General features: G+C 67.5%; 15 protein-coding genes. 5 read left to right on the top strand and 10 right to left on the bottom strand.

Going from position 1 to position 17,609, the window contains the following annotated elements; translation table 11 throughout:
- Positions 1–31: 31 nt before the first annotated feature.
- On the top strand, positions 32–1,174 hold the full coding sequence (locus tag AB4851_RS27860) for a TDT family transporter (RefSeq protein WP_414449646.1): 1,143 nt from the start codon (positions 32–34) through the stop codon (positions 1,172–1,174).
- Positions 1,175–1,265: 91 nt separating this feature from the next.
- Here AB4851_RS27860 and AB4851_RS27865 read toward each other — a convergent pair whose 3' ends face one another.
- The 4 genes from AB4851_RS27865 to AB4851_RS27880 form a co-directional block, all read right to left on the bottom strand.
- Positions 1,266–1,592, bottom strand: a complete 327-nt coding sequence (locus tag AB4851_RS27865) for a hypothetical protein (protein WP_414444846.1) — start codon at positions 1,590–1,592, stop codon at positions 1,266–1,268.
- Between the two features lie 610 nt (positions 1,593–2,202).
- A complete protein-coding gene (locus AB4851_RS27870) occupies positions 2,203–3,036 on the bottom strand; it encodes an autoinducer binding domain-containing protein (protein ID WP_414449647.1) in 834 nt (277 codons plus the stop codon).
- A gap of 196 nt (positions 3,037–3,232) precedes the next feature.
- On the bottom strand, positions 3,233–4,480 hold the full coding sequence (locus AB4851_RS27875; RefSeq protein WP_414449648.1) for a dicarboxylate/amino acid:cation symporter: 1,248 nt from the start codon (positions 4,478–4,480) through the stop codon (positions 3,233–3,235).
- Positions 4,464–5,126, bottom strand: coding sequence for a GntR family transcriptional regulator (locus AB4851_RS27880; protein WP_414449649.1), 663 nt, complete (start codon positions 5,124–5,126; stop codon positions 4,464–4,466). The genes AB4851_RS27875 and AB4851_RS27880 overlap by 17 nt, the downstream gene beginning before the upstream one ends.
- A 195-nt stretch (positions 5,127–5,321) precedes the next feature.
- Between AB4851_RS27880 and AB4851_RS27885 the strand changes: the two genes are divergently transcribed.
- Together AB4851_RS27885 and AB4851_RS27890 are read left to right on the top strand one after the other, a co-directional pair.
- Positions 5,322–5,717 (top strand): GNAT family N-acetyltransferase, encoded by a 396-nt coding sequence (locus AB4851_RS27885; RefSeq protein ID WP_414449650.1) that lies wholly within the window; start codon positions 5,322–5,324, stop codon positions 5,715–5,717.
- 42 nt (positions 5,718–5,759) lie between these two features.
- Positions 5,760–6,569: a TlpA family protein disulfide reductase gene (locus AB4851_RS27890; RefSeq protein WP_414449651.1), complete on the top strand. Its 810-nt coding sequence runs from the start codon at positions 5,760–5,762 to the stop codon at positions 6,567–6,569.
- 34 nt (positions 6,570–6,603) lie between these two features.
- Here AB4851_RS27890 and AB4851_RS27895 read toward each other — a convergent pair whose 3' ends face one another.
- The 4 genes from AB4851_RS27895 to AB4851_RS27910 all read right to left on the bottom strand — a co-directional run bounded on the left by AB4851_RS27895 (position 6,604) and on the right by AB4851_RS27910 (position 11,994).
- On the bottom strand, positions 6,604–7,890 hold the full coding sequence (locus AB4851_RS27895) for an MFS transporter (protein WP_414449652.1): 1,287 nt from the start codon (positions 7,888–7,890) through the stop codon (positions 6,604–6,606).
- Positions 7,891–7,927: 37 nt separating this feature from the next.
- A complete protein-coding gene (locus AB4851_RS27900; RefSeq protein ID WP_414449653.1) occupies positions 7,928–9,070 on the bottom strand; it encodes a mandelate racemase/muconate lactonizing enzyme family protein in 1,143 nt (380 codons plus the stop codon).
- Positions 9,071–9,330: 260 nt separating this feature from the next.
- Positions 9,331–10,605 carry a glucarate dehydratase family protein gene (locus AB4851_RS27905; protein ID WP_414449654.1) on the bottom strand — a complete coding sequence of 425 codons (1,275 nt, stop codon included), beginning with the start codon at positions 10,603–10,605 and terminating at the stop codon, positions 9,331–9,333.
- A gap of 48 nt (positions 10,606–10,653) precedes the next feature.
- On the bottom strand, positions 10,654–11,994 hold the full coding sequence (locus AB4851_RS27910; RefSeq protein WP_414449655.1) for an MFS transporter: 1,341 nt from the start codon (positions 11,992–11,994) through the stop codon (positions 10,654–10,656).
- Between the two features lie 173 nt (positions 11,995–12,167).
- Here AB4851_RS27910 and AB4851_RS27915 point away from each other — a divergent pair, with 173 nt between their 5' ends.
- Positions 12,168–12,896 carry a GntR family transcriptional regulator gene (locus AB4851_RS27915; RefSeq protein WP_414449656.1) on the top strand — a complete coding sequence of 243 codons (729 nt, stop codon included), beginning with the start codon at positions 12,168–12,170 and terminating at the stop codon, positions 12,894–12,896.
- 36 nt (positions 12,897–12,932) lie between these two features.
- On the opposite strand, the gene AB4851_RS27920 is transcribed toward AB4851_RS27915, so the two are convergent.
- The gene (locus AB4851_RS27920; protein ID WP_414449657.1) at positions 12,933–14,894 is read right to left on the bottom strand and encodes a Cache 3/Cache 2 fusion domain-containing protein; all 1,962 of its coding nucleotides are present in this window, start codon (positions 14,892–14,894) and stop codon (positions 12,933–12,935) included.
- Positions 14,895–15,144: 250 nt separating this feature from the next.
- Between AB4851_RS27920 and AB4851_RS27925 the strand changes: the two genes are divergently transcribed.
- A complete protein-coding gene (locus AB4851_RS27925) occupies positions 15,145–16,230 on the top strand; it encodes an acyltransferase family protein (protein ID WP_414449658.1) in 1,086 nt (361 codons plus the stop codon).
- 73 nt (positions 16,231–16,303) lie between these two features.
- Here the strand turns inward: AB4851_RS27925 and AB4851_RS27930 are convergent, their stop codons facing one another.
- Positions 16,304–17,602 (bottom strand): c-type cytochrome, encoded by a 1,299-nt coding sequence (locus AB4851_RS27930; protein WP_414449659.1) that lies wholly within the window; start codon positions 17,600–17,602, stop codon positions 16,304–16,306.
- Positions 17,603–17,609: the final 7 nt, after the last annotated feature.

Here is a 17,609-nt window from a genome sequence, read left to right on the forward strand (position 1 = left end):
TCATCTTCTCCAGACCTCCGCGGAGCCCACGATGACACACCGTCTTGCCTCACCCACCCCGCTGGCCGCCGCCCGGCCGGCATGGCTCGAAAACATTCGTCAGTTCACGCCGAACTGGTTCGCCGTGACGATGGGCACGGGCGTCGTCTTCCTCGTGCTGAACGCGCTGCCGGGCGCATCGCCGCTCAAGCCGCTGCTGGCCGGCTGGCTCTGGCGCATCGATATCGCGCTCTACGCGCTGTTCGCCGCGATGTTCGTCGGCCGGCTCGTGCTGTTCGGCGAAACGGTGCGGCCGATGCTCCGTCACCCGATACAGTCGCTGTTCCTCGGCACCCTGCCGATGGGGCTCGCACCGATCGTCAACGGCATCGTGCTGTTCGGCGGCGCCCATGACGGCAATGCCGCCACCTCGGTCGCGTTCGGCTTGTGGGGGTTTGACGCGGTGTTGTCGGTGGCGGTGGCCGTGGGCGTGCCGTATCTGGTGTTCACGGTGCAGGAGCACAGCCTGGAACGCCTGACCGCCGCGCTGTTGTTGCCGATCGTCGCGCCCGAGGTGGCCGCATCGAGCGCGGCGGTGCTGGCCCCGCATCTGAACGTCGAGACGGCGCGCTGGGTGGTGGGGGCGGGCTATGTGTTGTGGGCGATCTCGGTGCCGCTCGCGTTCTCGATCCTGACGATCGTGCTGTTCCGCCTGGTGATCCACAAGCTGCCGCATCGCGAGCTTGGCGTGACGAGCTTCCTCACGCTCGGCCCGATCGGCACCGGCGCGCTCGGGCTGCTCACGCTCGGCAACGCCGCCGCGCAAGCCTTCGCCGGCACCGCGCTGCAATCGGTGGCCGCCGTGGCCCGCGACGTGGGGGTGCTCGGTGCGCTGTTGCTCTGGGGCGCCGGCCTCTGGTGGCTGGCCTGCGCACTGCTGTTCATGTGGCGCTATCGCCGCGAAGGGCTGCCGTTCAATCTGGGCTGGTGGGGATTCACGTTTCCGATCGGGGTGTACACGCTGGCGACGTTCAACCTCGCGCACGTGACCGGCTTCGACGGCTTCACGCAGCTCGGCACCGGTTTCGCCTGCCTGCTCGGCATGCTGTGGATCGTCGTGCTCGCCCGCACGCTGCGGGGGCTGGTGGCGGGACGCATGTTCCGCGCGCCATGCCTGGCAAGCTCGCAGGCCTGAGGCGAATCGAATGAATCCGGGGATGATGCGGATCGGCGCCCGGAACATCGGGGCCGATCCGCTCGCGCCTGGGCGCGGATGCGGATGCGGTTCAGTCGCCGTCCGTGCAGACGGTCTCGGCGGCGATGCTGTCGCGCAGCGCGGCCGTGTGCTCCATGAACGCCGCGTACATCAGCAGCGAGCAATCGCTGTCGCGCAACGCCTGGCCCATCTGCTCGGTTTCGGCTTCGAGGCAGCGCAGCAGCCCTTCGCGATCGCGGCACTGCTCCATCATGGCCTTCAACAGCGCCTCCTGAGCGTGGACCCGGCCGAACAGCACGTCGATCCGCATCTCGTCCTTGGTCATGCGCCCCGCCGCCGCGCCGTTCATGTCTCCCGCCACGCCCGTTTTCACCGCCCGCATCTGCTGCGCGTTCATCTGCCCTCGCTCCTTTCTTCCCGGCCGGCTTCGCTGACGAAGCCGCCTTGTGCCCGAATTCCTGCTGCGGTTGCCGCTCGTCGCCTCAAACGACGAGCCATGCACTCGGCGCCGGACCGCGTTTCTCGACGGTCACGGCACGGCTGCGGTGTGGTTCGTGAAATAAGGGTTTCATGGCCTCTCGCTATCGAAGTGCAACGGCGGCTGCTTCCGGTGAAGCAAGCCGGGCATTGCGTGTTGACGGGGTGTACCCCGCGCATCGAATGCATGGCTTATTTTCAATATCGCGGAATCAATCCAGCCAAGCCGCCGGCTTTAACTCGTCCACGGCATCAACGCCATTTTGTTATTGGAAACGATTACTTGGTATCGCCGCCGCACCGGCTTAAAGATGAACCCGCGCCGCATCGATTATCGATACCGCGCGGTCAGCCAGGAGATGCGGAACGGCCCATGGCACATGGGCCGGCGCCATTCTCCATCAAATCTTGAAAATATGCACGCATCGAAAATAAGATATTTTTCGCCGCGCCCTGGATCTCGTGAATCGATGATATTCGGTCGATTTTTATTGTCCAGTGCGCTAACGCTCAAAACTCGCACATTCGATTTACGGATCGAGCAGGCCGAGTGCGGTAGCGCGCTTTACCGTCAGTGAAATGTGATTGACGGAAAATTTTTCATTGAGCCGCTTGTAATACCCGTAGACGGTCGGCACCGCCACGCATAACTCCGCGGCGATCTGGTTCGCGGTCTGGCCGCCGCGCAGCAGCTTCAGGATGCGCGTCTCGCGCGCCGTCAGCGCCAGCGAGCGCGCCGCATTGCGGCGCATCTGCCGCGCCAGCCAGTCGAGCAGTTCGCTGGCGAGCAGCCGATAGAAGATGCGCTTCGCATGCAACGCCGCCTCGCCCTCGCGCGGGCTCGCGTCGATCCCCACGTAGAGCACGCCGCTCAAGCCCTGCGTCGGCAGATGCGCCGGCGCGATCAGCTTGGCGCGAAAGCCGTGCGCCGCATCGTGTTCGCGCAGCGCGTGCTGGCCTTCCGTCAGTGCCGCGATGCCGGTGGCCACGATCGGCGTGGAGGTGCGGCGCGCGTAGGCCACGCCGGGGTCCGCATCGAACCAGCGCCGCGCCCGGTAGGTGCCGAGCCAGCCCGGCTCGGCGTCGGTCAACGCCAGCTCGTCGGCGGGCCGCAGCGGCGCCCCCTCGGCCGGCATCAGCAGGAACGCAAAACGTTCGCCACCGAGCTGCCGCACGAGCCGCGACGCGATCGCGCGCACGGCCTCGAAATGCGGCGCGCGCTCGAATTCATCGAACAGCGCCCAATCATCGGACTCGAAACTCGTCAGCGCCATGACCGACGCGCTCGACGGCGATCGCGCGCCAACGCTCTGCGCGGCGTTGCCACGCGGCTCGTCGTACGGTACGCCTTCCCTGTTTGCCACCACCTTGCTCCTTGTGCTTCCCGCGCCGCCTGTCACGGCACAAAACTGCGATCGCAGATTGCCCGCCCCTGCGCTGCAAAAACGCTGTGCCTCATCGCACTCGACGAGGCACCGCTGCGTGACCACCTATAATTTCATCGAAACAGCAGGGTGGCCGACGCAACCGCCTGCGCCGGCCCCTTCGTTGCCGCGGAACTCAGGTCGGCTGACCCGCGCCGCCGTCTACCGGGTCGGCCGCCGCGTCGCGCTCGCCCCTCGACAGCCGCATCGACACCGTCATCGCCACCGTGCTCGCATAGACGTTCAGTGCGGTACGGCCCATGTCGAAGAACGCATCGACGCCGAGAATCAGCAACACGGCTTCGGCCGGCAAGCCGACCGCCGCCAGCACGATCGTGATCGCCACGATGGCGCCCGACGGCACGTTGGCCGCGCCGTCGATCGTGAGGATGGTCAGCACGAGGATGGTCAGCGCGAGCGGCCAGCTCCAGACGATGTGGTACGCATCGGCGAGATAGCCGACTGCCAGCGCCGTGTAGAGCACCGCGCCGTCGCGATTGAAAATGTAGGACAGCGGAAGGATCGTGGAAGCCACCGATTGCGGCACGCCCATTTCCGTCAGCTTCTTCAAGTGCACCGGATACGTGATTTCCGACGAGCGCGTGGTGAACGCGAGGATCAACGGCTCGCTGACCTTGCGGATCACGGCGAGCGGACGCTGGCCGGTGGCGATCACGATGGCGGTCAGCAGCAGCGCGAGGATCGCCATGCCGAGGTAGGCGATGCCGAGCAGCCGCACCAGCGGCATCAGCCCCGACACGCCGCGGCTGCTCATCAGGCCGGCCACGGCCGCGAAGATCGCCAGCGGCGACAGCGCGACGATCCACTCGACCATCTTGAACAGCCCCGCCAGCAGCGACGAAAACAACGTGATGGCCGGACGCCCGGCCTCGCCCGCCGCGCCGAGCGCAGTGCCGAGCAGCACGGCGAACACGAGCACCGGAATCGCATTGCCGGACGCCAGCGCGGCGACCAGGTTCTGCGGAATCATGTCGGTGATGAAGCCGAGCCAGTCGATGCTCGACGCCAGATGCTGCGGCAGCGCGCCCGATTCGGTCAGCGGCGCGCCCAGGCCGGGCCGGAAAATCCAGTTCAGGCCCAGGCCAAGCGCGCTCGACAGCGCCGTCATGACGATGAAGAACACGATCGTGATGGCGGCCGTGCGGCCGAGGTGGCGGCGTTGCTCGACGGCGCGATAGCTGCCGACCGTCACCGACAGCAGGATTAGCGGCATCACCACCATCTTGATCGCGTGGCCGAACATGACGGACAGAAACCCGACATCGGCCGCAAAGCGCGGAGCGGCCACACCGGCGATCGCGCCCAGAATCAGCGCCACGATCATCCACATCGGCAGGGAAGACTTGTTATTCCTTTGATTCATGTGCGGCCCGTATCAGTTGAATTCGTGCGGGGGTGCCATCGACGATGTGATTCCACATATGCATGCGCGCCGCTTCGGGTTGCCCGTCGCGGATCGCGGCATAGATCGCCAAGTGCTCCATGGTGCCGCGCCGAACCGTTGCGTGGTCCTGACGCGGCAATTCGTTCAAGGCCAGCGTTTGCGCCTTGAGCAACTTATAAAGATCGTGAAGCCGCTCGTTTTGCGCGGCCACAAACATTTCCTTGTGAAATACCCAGCCGATCCGCTGTTCGGCCATGATGTCGGCCTCACCACTTTCGAGCAGCCGCGTGATGCGTTCCGCCGATTCGACGAGCGCGGATGTCGGCCCCTTGCAGGCGGCCAGATACGCCGCCGCGCTTTCGAGCGCAAGGCGCACTTCGTAGATTTGCTGAAGATCGTCGTGTGTGGGATCGGTAACGAATGTCCCTCGCTTGTCGAATACGGTCACGAGGTTTTCGGTAGCGAGACGCTGCAAGGCGCTACGTACCGGCATCTGCCCAATGCCGAGTTTGTTCGCCAAACCGCGATGAGAAATTTTTTGCCCTGGTTCCAGCCTGCCGTCAAGAATTCGTGTTCGAATTTCGTCGTACGCATTGTCAGCGTCGGAATGTATTTTTTCTTCCATCCTGAGATCGCAGTATTGTCTTTAGGTTGTCGCAATCGGCCCGCGACGAGGATACGCCGTCGCAATTCGCCGATCAACCGTCAGATTTGACGGGTTTTCATATCAGAATGAAGGTTTTTCCCGGTACGATTTCGGATGATGACTCACGCTTCACTTTTTGAAATTCTCAGCGTTTCGGCTGACGAAGTAGTTCCGTTGCGCGCCCGGTTGCTGCTCGACGGTGACGAAATGGCGTCGCGTCTGGCCGGCGATCTCGATGTCGAGACCTTGCATCTCGGCGTGCAACGCGCCGGGCAGATCGTCGGCGTTGCGTCGGTATGTCGCGAAGACAGCGATGCGCAAGCGCCGAACGGTTGGCGCTTGCGCGGCATGGCGATCGACGAATCGCTGCGCGGCCTCGGCTTCGGCCGGCTGCTGGTCAACCTCGGTGCACGCCATGCGCGCGAGCGCGGCGGCCGGTTCTTGTGGTGCACGGCGCGCGATTCGGCGAAAGGCTTCTACGAACGGCTCGGCTTCGTGTGCGGCTCCGAGCCGTTGCGGCTGGCCGCCAAGCCCGATCTGCTGTTCTTCCGAATGTCGATGGTGATCTGAGATGGCCATCCGATCGATTCCTGACAACGGCGGGCATCGGCCATGACGAGCGTCGGGCCGTTCTCGGTGCAGGTGGTGGCAATCGCGGCGGCCGCCCTGCTGGCCGGGCTGGTGGCGTTCGGCCTGCAACGGCGCGAGCGCGTGCATGGCGGCAAGCGCGCCGCGGCGCTGCTGCTCGATGGTTTGCTGATCGCGCTGGTGGCGGCGCGCCTCGCCTATGTCGCGCGCTGGTGGCCGCAGTACGCGGCCGCACCGCGCGCGATCGCGGCGATCGGCGATGGCGGCTTTCTCGGCTGGGCCGGCGTGCTCGCCGCGCTCGCGTTTCTCGGCTGGCGTCTGCGCGGCCTGCCCGCGCTGCGCCGTCCGGTGCTCGGCGGCCTCGCGGCGGGCATCGTGGCGTGGGGCCTCGCGCAAGGCCTGGTCGTCACGCTGCAACGCGATGCGCCGCAACTGGCCTCGCTGCATCTGAGCACGCTCGCGGGCGCGCCCGTCACGCCGGCACTGACGGCCGGCAAACCGGTAGTGGCCAATCTCTGGGCAAGCTGGTGCCCGCCGTGCCGGCGCGAGATGCCGGTGCTGGCACGCGCGCAGGGCGAACATGCCAACGTCGCGATCCTGATGATCAATCAAGGGGAAGACGCGCGCACGGTGCGCGCGTTTCTCGACAGCCAGGGCCTGCACTTCGGCAACGTGCTGCTCGACCCGGCCAGCAGCGCGATGCGCGCCTACGGCTCGCGTGGCCTGCCGACCACGCTGTTCTTCGATGCAAACGGCCGGCTGGTGGAATCGCATGTCGGCGAAATCACCGCGGCCCGCCTCGAAGATGTGATCGGCGCGCGCTTCGGGCATTGAGTCCGACCGAAGCCCCAAGCGGGCGTCTCACGATTTACACCGCGCCGCGCAACCGCTCCACGGCCGAGGCGCGCACTGCCACCATCAGGATGATCGCGCCGGCCAGCGCCGATGCGCCGGCCAGCACGAACGCGCTCGAATAACCGCCGCCGTATTGCACGAGCCAGCCCGTCAGGCTCGGCGACAGGATACCGGCCAGGTTCGCGAGCAGATGCACGAAACCGCCGGCCGCGCCCACCCGCTGGCGCGGCACGATTTCCTGCAGCAGCGACCAGCACGCCTGCGGCGCCATGAACGCGAACAGGCTGGCGATCGCGATCAGCGTCACGGCCGCCACCAGCGAGGTGACCTGCGAGGCCAGCAGCACGCAGGCCGCCGCCACCCCGAGCCCCACCACGATCACGATCTTGCGCGCGAACAGCACGTCGCCGGTACGCCGGTAGATCCGGTCCGACACCGTGCCGCCCATCGCGAAGCCCACTGTTGCGCCGAGCCACGGCAGGATGCCGACCACGCTCATCTGCTTGATGTTCAGGTGTTGATAGTCGGTCAGATAGCTCGGCAACCACGACAGAAAGAAATACAGCACGTAGTTGAAACTGAAGAACGCGAGCGCCGTGCCGAGCACCGGGCGCGACAGCAGATAGCGGAACAGGCCTCGCTCGTGGCCGGCTTGCTCGCCGGCCTCGGGGATCGCTTCCACGGCGCGGTCGGCGATGATTTCACGCGCCTCCTCGGCCGTCACGCGCGGGTGCGTGGCCGGATCGTCGCGGAACAGCGTCCACCAGGCGGCGAGCCACAGGAAGCCCAGCAGCGCGATCACCACGAACGAGATGCGCCAGCCGAACTGCAGCGCCACCAGCCCGACGATCGGCGCCGCGATGGCCGCGCCGAGCGGCTGCCCGGCGTTGGTCCAGCCCACCGCGCGCCCGGCCTCGCTGCGCGGGAACCAGTTCGAGATCGACTTGTTGGTGGTGGTGCCCATCGGCCCCTCGCCCATGCCGAACGCCACGCGCACGATCATCAGGTGAGCGAACGATCCGGCCAGCGCCGTGGCGCCGCAGAACAGCGACCAGATGCCGGCTGCCACCGCGAACACGCGACGCGGGCCGTAACGGTCCGCCGCCCAGCCGCCCACGAAGCAGAACAGGCAGTAGCCGACGAAGAAGCTGCTGAACAGCACGCCCATCTGCGCATCGTTGATGCCGAGATCGCGCTTGATGATCGGCGCGACCACCGACAGTGCGGCGCGGTCCAGATAGTTGAGCATCCCGGCGCCGAACAGCAGTGCGCCCACCCACCAGCGGTAGCGAAATTTCATCGTGTCTCCTTGATCGTTATAAGAGGGGGCCGGCGCGTCAATCGAGCGTGGCGCGGGCCATCAGGTTGCGAGTCAACAGGGCTTCGTCGGGCTGGAAGCCGAGGCCCGGCGTGTCGGGCAGCGCGAGCCGCGCGCCGGGGCGCTGCGCGGCGTGCAGGCGCTCGGGCCAGTCGAGATACGGAATTTCGAGCGCGACGTCGTCGGGCAGCGTGGCCACCACGTGCGCGGTGGCGAGCAGGCCCGCGCCGTAGTAGAAGCAATGCGGCACGACGCGCACGCCGTAGCTGCCGGCCAGCGCGATCACCGCGCGCATGCCGGTCGGGCCGCCGATCTTCGCGATGCTCGGCTGCGCGACATCGAGCGCGCCGCGCTCGAACAGCTCGCGAAAACCGGCCACGCCCGAGGCGTTCTCGCCGGCCGCCACCGGCACGCCGAGCGCGCGAACCCGCGCGATGCCGGCAACGTCGTCGCACGGCCACACCGGTTCCTCGATCCAGCCCAGCCCGACCTCCCGCAATGCATCCACGCGCTGCGCCGCTTCGGTCGCGCTCCACGGGCAGTTCACGTCCACCATCAATTGGCCGGCCGCCGGCAGCGCGCGGCGCGCGGCCACGATCGCGTCCTGTTCGGTTTCGTGCAGCTTGATCGCGCGGAAGCCTTCGTCCCAGGCGCGGCGCACGTGGCGCGCCACTTCGTCGGGTTCGTTCTCGTAGCTGACCAGGCTGGCGTACACGTCGATCGTGTCGCGATGGCCGCCGAGCCAGCGGTACAGCGGCAAGCCGGCCGCTTGCGCGGCGAGGTCGTGCAGCGCGGTGTCGATCGCCGACAGCGCGTACAGCACCGGACCGGTACGACCGAACGCATGCAGCGCGTGATCGGCGCGCTCGCGCAGCGCCGCGATGCCGTCGAGCGTCGGCTCGAATTCCGCGCCGCGGAACCAGCGCCCCACCGGCCCTTCGAGCGCGGCGAACGTGACCGGATTGATCAGGTGACCGAACGCTTCGCCCCAGCCGATGCGGCCGGCGTCGTCGGTCAGTTTGACGAGCAGCGTTTCCATCCGGCGCAGCGAGCGATCGGCGGCGTTGTAGGTATCGGAAGCGGCTTCGGTATCGGAGGCGGGACGGCGTCCCGCATCGAATGCGAGCGACAGGCGGAGGACTTCGACGGCGGCGATTTTCACGGGCAAGTCTCGAAACCGCCGGACCGATGCTGTCTCCACCCTGCCCGCCGGGCGGCGGGCAGGGAGCGCGGGCGATCGACGCCCGGCCAGGCGGGATCGGTTCCGGCTCAGGTTAATTGTCCGTCATCGTACGTCATGGGTTCGTTTAGTGCAATCGTCAGCCCGTTTATTGCCTGAAACGTGCATGTAAGCTGACGATCGATGCATCCAACTTATACGATGTCGTATTTCATATGTGAACGCCCTCGCCACGGTGTACTTCAATAGCGCGGCTTCCGGTTCGTCCAGTCCGGCTTGTACTTGCGCATCTGGCCGACGTCGTCGCGCTGGCGAATGCCGCAGGTCCGGTACAGCTCGTGCAGCTTCATCAGTTGCTCGCGGTCGATTTCGAGGCCCAGGCCGGGTTCGTCGGTCAGCGCCACGCAGCCGCCGACGATCGGCAGCTTGCCGCCCTTCACCACTTCCTCGTCCGGCTCCTGCCACGGGTAATGGGTATCGCAGGCGTACGACAGGTTCTCGACCGAGGCGGCCACGTGCGTCATCGCCATCAGGCTGATGCCGAGGTGCGAATTCGAATGCATCGACACGCCCACGCCGAACGTGTCGCACATGCGCGCCAGTTGCTGCGTGTCGCGCAGCCCGCCCCAGTAATGATGGTCGGCCAGCACGATCTGCACGCTGTTCAGCGCGACGCTGCGGCGGAACTCGTCGAAATCGGTCACCACCATGTTGGTCGCGAGCGGCATGCCGGTGCGGCGATGCAGTTCGGCCATGCCTTCGAGGCCCGGCGTCGGATCTTCGTAGTACTGCAGATCGTCGCCGAGCAGTTCGGCCATCCGCAGCGCCGTGTCGAGCGACCAGTTGCCGTTCGGATCGATGCGCAGCGGCGCGTTCGGGAACGCGCGCCTGAGCGCCTTGACGCAGGCCACTTCGTGTTCGGGGTCGAGCGCGCCGGCCTTCAGCTTGATGCTCTCGAAGCCGTAGCCGTCGATCATGCGGCGCGCCTGCTCGACGATCTGCGCCTCGCCGAGCGCCTCGCCCCAGCCGTCGGCCGGATACGGGCTGTCGATATGTTCGGCGTACTTGAAGAACAGGTAGGCGCTGAACGGCACGGCCTTGCGCACCGCGCCGCCGAGCAGGTCCACCAGCGGCGCGTTCAGGTAACGCGCCTGCGCGTCGAGGCAGGCCACCTCGAACGCCGAATAGGCGTTGCTGACCGCCTTGCTCGCGTGCGAGCCGGGCGCCAGTTCGGCGCCGGCCGAACTGGCCGGCGACAGGCGCGACACCACCCCGCGCACGATCTCGCGCAGCCGGTTCAGCTTGAACGGATCGAGGCCGAGCAGCGCGCCCTTCACCGCGTCGAGCACCGCCAGCGCCGGCGCATCGCCATAGCTTTCGCCCAGGCCGATATGGCCGGTGTCGGTTTCGATCTCGATGATCGAGCGCAGCGCATAGGCCTCGTGAATCCCGGCCGCGTTCAGCAGCGGCGCATCCTTGAAGGCGATCGGGGTGACGGTGACTCGGGTGATTTTCATGGGGATTCCTGACAATAAAGTGAGCGAGGCCTGGCTTCGATCGATCGTTCAGCCGGCGCGGCGCGCCCGTGCGCGCTGGCGCCCGGCGCGCGTCATCCAGACCGCGCCGACCGCCACCAGCGAGGTGATCGACAGGCCCGTGAGGCCGCCGCGAATCGAGCCGGTGTGCTGTTCGAGCAGGCCGAACACGGTCGGCGCGACAAAGCCGCCGAGGTTGCCGATCGAATTGATCAGCGCGATCACGCCGGCCGCGATCCGCGCATCGAGGTGCCCCTGCGGGATCGGCCAGAACAGCGACGACGCCGCCTTGAAGCCCACCGCCGCGAAGCAGATCGAGACGAACGCGAACGACGCGCCGCCGAACGTCGACACGAACATGCCGAGCGCCGCGATCACCAGCGCGATCGAGGTCCACAACTGCTGATTGCGAAAGCGCGAGGCCAGCGTGGCGAAGCCGTACATGGCCGCGATCGACACGATCCACGGGATCGAATTGAACAGCCCGACCTGGAAATCGCTGTAGTGGCCCATCTTACGGATGATGCTCGGCAGCCAGAACGTCGCGCCGTAGATCGTCAACGACACCGCGAAATAGATGAAGCAGTACAGCGCGATCTTCGGGTCGGCCAGCAGCTTGAGCGGCGACGTGTGCGCGGGCCGGTTGCGCTCGCGCTCGGCCTGCTCGGCGGCGATCGTGTCGGTCACGGCGCGCCGCTCGGCGTCGGCGAGCCAGCGCGCGTCGGCCGGACGCGAATCGAGCCAGAACCAGACCACCGCGCACAGCACGATCGAGGCCGCGCCCTCGATCACGAACATCCACTGCCAGCCGTGCAGGCCGAAGCCGTCGATGCTCAACAGCGCGCCCGACACCGGGCCGGCCAGGATCGACGCGAGCGCCGAGCCGCTCAGGAATACCGCCATCGCCTTGCCGCGCGAACCGGCCGGCAGCCACTGCGTGAAGTAATAGATGACGCCGGGGAAGAAACCCGCCTCGGCGATGCCGAGCAGGAAGCGCAACACGTAGAACGAGGTTTCGCCCTGCACGAAGGCCATCGCCGTGGCGGCGATGCCCCAGGTCAGCATGATCCGCGTGAGCCAGGCCTTCGCGCCGAAGCGCGCGAGCAGCAGGTTCGAAGGCACCTCGAAGATCGCGTAGCCGACGAAGAACAAGCCCGCGCCCAGGCCGTAGGCGGCCGCGCCGATGCCGATGTCCGCGGCCAGATGCTCGCGCACGAAGCCGATGTTGACGCGATCGATGTAGTTGACGATGAACATGATCACGAACAGCGGCAGCACGCGGCGCTCGATCTTCGCGACGGCGCGCCCGAGCGGCGAGGCCGGCGCGAGCGCGGGTTCGCCCGGTGCGGCGGGATGCTTCGCAGTTTCCACGGTGTCTCCTGATGTTGTCTGTCGGCGGCCGGCCGGTTCGAACCGCCCGACGCCGAGTTTTGCGGATTAAAACACTAAAACATTAGTGCGTCAATGAAGCGGGAGTTTGGTATCGTGGCGGCTGCCGCCGGGGCGTCGCGACGACGCCCGGCCGATGTTTTCCGCTTCCGACCATGACTCCGACGCTTTCCGCCCCGCCCACCGCCGCCGCCCTGCCCGAGCTGATCGCTCCGTCCTTCGACCGTTCGCGCCATGCCGCGCCGCAGGTGTTCGAACACTTGCGCGAGCTGATCGTCGACATGCGGATCGCGCCGGGCACGGTGTTGCAGCGCGCCGAGCTGGCCGCGCTGTACGGCCTGAGCCAGACGCCGATCCGCGACGCGTTGATCCGGCTCGGCGAGGAAGGCCTGGTGGACATCTTTCCGCAGCACGCCACGGTCGTCAGTTCGATCGACGTCACGCTGGCGCGCCAGCAGTTGTTCCTGCGGCGCTCGATCGAGCTGGAGATCGTGCACCGGCTCGCCAGCAACACGCCCGCCGCGCTGGTGGCACGGCTGGAGGACAGCATCGAGCTGCAGCGCATGCATGCGGCGCGCGAGAACTACGTGGAATTCGTGCACGCCGATCAGGCGTTTCACCGCCTGATGTACGAGGCGGCCGACGTGACGGGCTTGTGGGCGCTGGTGCGCAAGCAAAGCGGCCATCTGGACCGGTTGCGCAACCTGCATGTGCCGATTCCCGGCAAGACCGAGCGCGTGCTGATGCAGCACGCGGCGATCGTCGCGGCGATTGCCGCCGGCGACCCCGACGGCGCGCAGCAGGCGCTGCGCGCGCATCTGTCGGGCACGCTCTCGCAGGTCGACGACATTCGCGCCCGCTTCGGAGGATTCCTGAAGAACTGAGCGGGCAGCTCGCGCCGCCCCCGGGCGCGGCTTAGCTTACGTCAGCTTGAACACGCTGACCGCCTCGGCCAGTTGCTCCGCCTCGCCGCGCAGGCCCAGCGCCTCGCGCTGCGCCTCGTCCACCACCTGCGCGTTCTGCTGCGTGGCCTCGCCGATCTGCGTCACCGCGATATTGACCTGCTCGATCGCCTGCGACTGTTCGCGCGAGGCCTGACTGATCTCGCCGATGATCACGCGCACCTGCCCCACGCGCTCGACGATGCCCTGCATCGCCGCGCTCGCCTCGCCCGCGATGCGCGCGCCACGCTCGACGGTCGCGCCCGATTCGGCCACCAGCGCCTCGATCTCGCGCACCGACGCCGCGCTGCGCTGCGCGAGCGCGCGCACCTCGCCCGCCACCACCGCGAAGCCCTTGCCCTGCTCCCCGGCGCGCGCCGCTTCCACGGCCGCGTTCAACGCCAGGATGTTGGTCTGGAAGGCAATGCTTTCGATCACGCTCGTGATGTCGGCGATCCGGTTCGCCGAACGGCCGATCTCGTCCATCGTCGACACCACGCGGCCCACCGCCTCGCCGCCCGCGCGCGCCGCATCCGACGCGCCCGACACGAGCTGGTTGGCCTGCGCGGCGTGATCGGCGTTCTGCTGCACGTTGGACGTCAGTTCCTCCATGCTGGCCGCCGTGCGTTCCAGGTTGCCGGCCTGCGCGGCGATCCGTTCGGCGATGTCGCCGCTGCCCGAGGCGATCTGCCCGGTACGCGACGACATCACGGCCGCGCCCTCGCGCACCTGCGCGACGATCCGCGCGAGGCCGTCGCCGATTCCGTCGATCGCGCGAATCAGCCGGCCGATCTCGTCCTCGCGCACGCGCTGGCCCTGTGCGATGCGCACGCTCAGGTCGCCCGCCGCGAGCCGCTCCGAGGCCCGCGCCGCCTCGTCGAGCGGGCGGCTCACGAGCCGCCGCACCGCCCACACGAACAGCAGGCCGAACAGCGCCACCAGCGCCAGCCCCACCAGCAGGAAGCGGTCGCGGGTGGCCGTCACGTCGGCCGTCACCTCGTCGCGCGGCGCGATGCCGGCCACCAGCCAGTGCCATTCGGGCACGGTGAGGAATACGACGTACTTGTCGCGCGCGTCCGCTTCGCCGAACAGCGCGTCGGCGGAACGGTATTCGAGTTGGCCGCGCTTCATCTCCAGCATCCGCGCGAACGGCGCGCCGGCTTCGTCGCCGTGCTTGCCCTCGGCGTTCGGGTGAACGATGAAGGTGCCGCGATCGGGGCCGTCCGAGGCGTCCATCGCCAGGAAATAGCCGCTGTCGCCGATCTTCTGGCGGCGGATGCCGTCCTCGATCGCCGCGATCTCCGCGCCCACGTCCACGCCGACGAACAGCGCGCCGATCACCTGGCCGCTCGCGTCGCGAATCGGCTTGTATTGCGTGATGTAACGTTTGCCGAACAGCGCGGCGAGACCCGTATACACCCGGCCGTTCGACACCGGCCCCCAGGCCGGCCCCTTGCGGTCAAGCAGCGTGCCGATCGCGCGCGTGCCGTCGGCCTTCTTCAGCGAGGTCGTGACGCGGAGAAAATCGTCGCCGCGCCGCGCGAACACCGTCGCGATCGCGCCGCTGCGCGCGAGGAAATCGTCGGGAATCGAAAAATCGAGATCGAGCACGCGATCGCCGGTTTTCAGCGTCGGCGCGGCCGCGCCCTGGATGTCAATCGTTTGCGCGGGGTCGATCGAAAACGCCCCGGGCAACAGGCCCTCGAATTGCGTCATCGAGCGGCCGACCTCGGCCGTCAGCGCCTTGTCGAACAGCGCGATCGTGTCGGCGATCGAGGCGTCCTTCTCGGCGATGCGCCGCAGCACCTGGTCGGTCACTTCCGCGCCGGCAGTGCGGGTCAATGCCCAGGCGAACGCGGCCAGGCTCAGCGCGAACAGCAGGCAGGAAAAAAGGGCGAGCCGCACCCCGATGCTGGTGCGGCGCATGGCGAATAGAGTCATATCGGACGAGTTATCCCAAAAAAAGGTCGCCGCCCGGCACCGTGGGGTTCGAGCACAGTGCCGGACGGAAAACACGAATACAGTCCGCGGCGTAAGCGCTTATCGGCAGTTCGTAAGGAATCTTTAGGGTTTTGAGGCGCGCAGGGCGCGTCTCGCCGAAACTCACCGGTAGGCTACAATTCCGCCGCCCGATCCCGACCTCGCGCGCTCCGGCGTGCCCCTGCCACTGCGATTCCAACCGCGTCCGCCCGTGAAGTCCCACCGCATTCCCGAACTCGATCTGCTTCGCTTCCTCGCCGCCCTCGCCGTCGTGTTCTTCCACTACGCGTTCCGCGGCCATGCCGCCGACGGCCTGACCGGGATGTTTTATCCGGCGCTGGAGCCGGTCGCGCAGTACGGCTTCCTCGGCGTGCACCTGTTCTTCATGATCAGCGGCTTCGTGATCCTGATGACGGCCGGCGAGGCGCGCTTCGGCAAATTCGTCGCGTCGCGCGCCGCGCGGCTGCTGCCGGCATTCTGGGCCTGCTGCACGGTGACGTTCCTCGTGACGCTGGCGCTCGGCGGCGAGCGCTTCACGGCAAGCTGGCCGCAATATCTCGTCAATCTGATCCGGCTCGGCGGCGGCTTCGGCCTGCAACCGATCGACGGCGCGTACTGGTCGCTCGGCACCGAGCTGCGCTTCTATCTGCTGGTGGGCATCCTGCTGCTGGTCGGGCAGATCCAGCGCGCCGAACGCTGGCTGTTCGTCTGGCTGATCGGCGTGGTGCTGGTCGATCTGTTCCCGTTCATCAAGCTCAAGGGCTTCCTGATCACCGATTACGCCGGCCTGTTCATCGGCGGGGCCGCGTGCTACCTGATGCGTCAGCACGGCCCGAACCGTTCGCGGTTGCTGCTGGTCGGCGCGGCCTGGGCGCTGTCGCTGTATCAGGAGCATCTGCTGCTGACGTCGTTCAACGAGAACTTCGGCGCCGGCATTCGCCTGGGCGTGGTGGGCGCGATCATGAGCGGGTTCTTCGCCGTCATGCTCGGGCTCGCGCTGCGCCGCACGCCGCTGCTCGGCGGCACGCGCTGGGTGTGGTTCGGCGCGATCAGCTACCCGCTGTATCTGATCCACCAGAACGTCGGCTACATGCTGTTCAATGCGGCGGCCCCGTCGATCGACCGCACGCTGCTGTTCTGGGGCGTGCTGCTGCTGGCGATCGGGTTCGCGCTCGGCGTGCACGTCGTCGTGGAAAAACCGCTGGCCGGCCCGATCAAGCGTGCGCTGCTGCGCGGCTTCGACGCGCTGCAGGGCCGCCTGCCCGTGCGTCGCACCGGCGCGTCGCGGCGGCCATGAAAAAAGGCGCTGCTCGCGCAGCGCCTTCGCCCGTTTCAGGCCCGATCAGACCATCAGGCCAATCAGCCCGACCTCACCCGCCGGTCTTCGCCCGCACCGCGGCCACCTGCCTGGCCGTGACCGCCGGCCCCTGGTTGCCCCAGCTCGAGCGCACGAAGCTCGCCAGTTGCGCGATCTCCTCGTCGTTGTAGCGCCAGCCGAAACCCGACATCGCCAGCCGCGACGGCGCCGTCTGCGTCGACGGCAGGCGCGAGCCGGCCAGGATCACGGCGATCAGCGAATCCGGGTTGGCCTGCGTGACCATCGGATTGTCGACGAGCGACGGGAACACGCCCGATGCGCCCTTGCCGTTCACGCGGTGGCAGGCCGCGCAACTGTCGAGATACACCTCGGCGCCGCGCCCCTGCACCGTCCCGCCGAGAATCGCCTTGACGGTGGCGTCGTCGGAATGGAACGACGCGGTTTGCGGCGGCGCGCCCAGGCTCTTCAGATAGACGGCCATCGCCTTCAGGTCGGCATCGCTCAGATACTGCGTGCTGTGCTCGACCACCTCGCCCATCGGCCCGGACACCGATGAATGCGGATTGCGGCCTGTCTTCAGGGTCGCCACCACGTCGTCCACCGACCAGGCCTCCAGCCCGCCACCCGCCGACGAGCGCAGGTTGATCGGCGCGGTGCCGTCGAGCGACGCGCCGGCCAGGTACTGATCGCTCTTGCCGCTCACGTCCAGCTCCTGGAACGCCGCGCCGCGCGGCGTGTGACAGGTGCTGCAATGCGCGAGGCCCTGCACGAGATAGGCGCCGCGATTCCATTCGACGCTCTTCGCGGCATCGGCCACGAAGCGCGAATCGTCATGAAATGCGCGGTTCCAGTAGGCGAGCGGCCAGCGCACGCTGAGCGGCCAGGGGATGTCCGAGGCGCGGTTCGGCTGCGCCGAGGCCGGCACCTGCGTGGTGAAGTACGCGTACAAGTCCTGCAGATCCGCGTCCGACACCTTCGCATACGACGTGAACGGCATCGCCGGGTACAGATGCTTGCCGCCCTTGGCCACGCCCTCGCGCATCGCCAGCACGAACTCGTCGAACGTGTAGCCGCCGATGCCGTGCTCGCGATCGGCGGTGATGTTGGTCGAATAGATCGTGCCGACCGGCGTCGCGAACGGCAGGCCGCCCGCGAACGGCGTGCCGCCCTTGGCCGTGTGACAGGCGATGCAGTCGCCGGCTCGCGCCAGATACGCGCCGTGCACGGCGTCGCCGCGGCGCGTGGCGAGCGCCGCATCGAGGTTCGCGCCCGGCGTGACCGAGGCGAATGCCCACAAGGCGCCGACCGCCACCACGCCGGCCGCCACCACTCCAGTAATGATTTTCCGCATGTCTTGT

The sequence above is a fragment of the Burkholderia sp. 22PA0099 genome (genome assembly GCF_047497165.1).
In the GTDB taxonomy this organism is placed as follows: Bacteria; Pseudomonadota; Gammaproteobacteria; order Burkholderiales; family Burkholderiaceae; genus Burkholderia.

What these genes read in the sequence shown, in the direction of transcription:
- AB4851_RS27860 (WP_414449646.1), top strand. Translation starts at nt 32, where the DNA reads ATGACACACCGTCTTGCCTCACCCACCCCGCTGGCCGCCGCCCGGCCG.
- AB4851_RS27865 (WP_414444846.1), bottom strand. Translation starts at nt 1,592, where the DNA reads ATGAACGCGCAGCAGATGCGGGCGGTGAAAACGGGCGTGGCGGGAGAC.
- AB4851_RS27875 (WP_414449648.1), bottom strand. Translation starts at nt 4,480, where the DNA reads ATGAATCAAAGGAATAACAAGTCTTCCCTGCCGATGTGGATGATCGTG.
- AB4851_RS27880 (WP_414449649.1), bottom strand. Translation starts at nt 5,126, where the DNA reads ATGGAAGAAAAAATACATTCCGACGCTGACAATGCGTACGACGAAATT.
- AB4851_RS27890 (WP_414449651.1), top strand. Translation starts at nt 5,760, where the DNA reads ATGACGAGCGTCGGGCCGTTCTCGGTGCAGGTGGTGGCAATCGCGGCG.
- AB4851_RS27895 (WP_414449652.1), bottom strand. Translation starts at nt 7,890, where the DNA reads ATGAAATTTCGCTACCGCTGGTGGGTGGGCGCACTGCTGTTCGGCGCC.
- AB4851_RS27905 (WP_414449654.1), bottom strand. Translation starts at nt 10,605, where the DNA reads ATGAAAATCACCCGAGTCACCGTCACCCCGATCGCCTTCAAGGATGCG.
- AB4851_RS27915 (WP_414449656.1), top strand. Translation starts at nt 12,168, where the DNA reads ATGACTCCGACGCTTTCCGCCCCGCCCACCGCCGCCGCCCTGCCCGAG.
- AB4851_RS27920 (WP_414449657.1), bottom strand. Translation starts at nt 14,894, where the DNA reads ATGACTCTATTCGCCATGCGCCGCACCAGCATCGGGGTGCGGCTCGCC.
- AB4851_RS27930 (WP_414449659.1), bottom strand. Translation starts at nt 17,602, where the DNA reads ATGCGGAAAATCATTACTGGAGTGGTGGCGGCCGGCGTGGTGGCGGTC.